The sequence below is a fragment of the Streptomyces viridosporus genome (assembly GCF_002078235.1).
Classification (GTDB): domain Bacteria; phylum Actinomycetota; class Actinomycetes; order Streptomycetales; family Streptomycetaceae; genus Streptomyces; species Streptomyces viridosporus.
In genome coordinates this window covers 1-1,257 of the sequence record NZ_MSGP01000541.1, presented here as the reverse complement: position 1 = coordinate 1,257, position 1,257 = coordinate 1, and the positions used below count along the sequence as shown (strand labels likewise).

The 1,257-nt window shown below is 72.9% G+C and carries 1 protein-coding gene and 2 pseudogenes; 1 reads left to right on the top strand and 2 read right to left on the bottom strand.

What is annotated here, in order from left to right; genetic code table 11:
• Together B7L92_RS31845 and B7L92_RS31840 are read right to left on the bottom strand one after the other, a co-directional pair.
• A partial coding sequence (locus B7L92_RS31845; RefSeq protein WP_255311230.1) for an SPFH domain-containing protein occupies positions 1–317 on the bottom strand: 317 nt, incomplete at its 3' end.
• 133 nt (positions 318–450) lie between these two features.
• Positions 451–1,059 (bottom strand): annotated as a pseudogene (locus B7L92_RS31840) (SulP family inorganic anion transporter); the annotation flags it as partial.
• Here B7L92_RS31840 and B7L92_RS42925 point away from each other — a divergent pair.
• Positions 1,058–1,257: pseudogene (locus B7L92_RS42925) on the top strand (SulP family inorganic anion transporter); the annotation flags it as partial. The pseudogenes B7L92_RS31840 and B7L92_RS42925 sit on opposite strands and share 2 nt — an antisense overlap.

Below are 1,257 nucleotides of genomic sequence, written 5' to 3'. Positions count from 1 at the left end.
TCGACGTTGACGACCGCCGCGGTGGCGTCCACCACCTTGAAGTAGACCACCGCGTCGACCCGCACGGTCACGTTGTCCCGGGTGATGCCCTCCTGGGCCGGCACCGGCATCGTGACGATCTGCAGGTTCACCCGGTGCAGCCGGTCCACGAACGGCACGATCATGGTGAATCCGGGCCCGCGCACCTGGGGGCGGAGCCGGCCGAGCCGGAGCACCACGCCCCGCTCGTACTGCTTGACGACCCGCGCCGCCGCGACGAGGTACGTGAGGCCCGCGGCGCCGGTCGCGACGGCCGCGGTGAGCAGCTCCTCGAGCATGACGACCTCCCGTCCAGAGGCCAGTTCCGTGCGCTTTCATCCGCTTCTGCAACGATATGCCCGCCCTCCGGTCCGGGGCCATGCCGCCCCCCGGACCGGAGGGCGGCACGGCGCGCCGGACCCGTCCGGCGGATCACGCCGGAGGCGCGGGGGCCGGCTCCTCGGTCTCCGGTAGCGCGGTCCTCCCGTCCCCGGTGACCCTCACCGGTGCGGTGCCGACCGCGCCGCGCCGCTCGGCCCAGTTCTCCAGCGCCGTACGGCAGGCGTGGTCGAGGTGGTGGACCTCGGACAGGTCCAGTTCGGCCGGGCGGTCCTCGGGCAGCGCCTCCAGGGCGTCGAGGATCCTCGGCAGCCGCAGGAAGGTCGCGTTGCCCGACAGGTGGACCCGGATCGGTCCCGCGCCCTTGTCCGTGACCTCCAGCCTCGCGTGCGAGGCCTCCCAGGCCGTCTTGACGACCGACAGGGCCAGACCGATCAGCACGCCCTCGAACATGTTCACCACGACGATCGACACGGCGGTGACCACCAGGATCAGAGCCTCGCCCCGGTGCGCCCGCCACAGGGCGACGGTCCGGCGGAACGGGATCAGCTTCCAGCCCGCGTGGACCAGGACGCCCGCCAGCGCGGGCAGCGGGATGAACGCCAGCACGGACGGCAGCAGGGCCGCGAACAGCAGCAGCCACACGCCGTGCAGCACCCGGGACGCCTTGGTCCGGGCGCCCGCCTGGACGTTGGCCGAGCTGTTCGCGGCCCTGCTGCCGTCCGTGCTGGCGTTCATCCCGCTGCCCGCGCTGGCGGGCGTCCTGGTCCACGCGGGCTGGAAGCTGATCCCGTTCCGCCGGACCGTCGCCCTGTGGCGGGCGCACCGGGGCGAGGCTCTGATCCTGGTGGTCACCGCCGTGTCGATCGTCGTGGTGAACATGTTCGAGGGCGTGCTGAT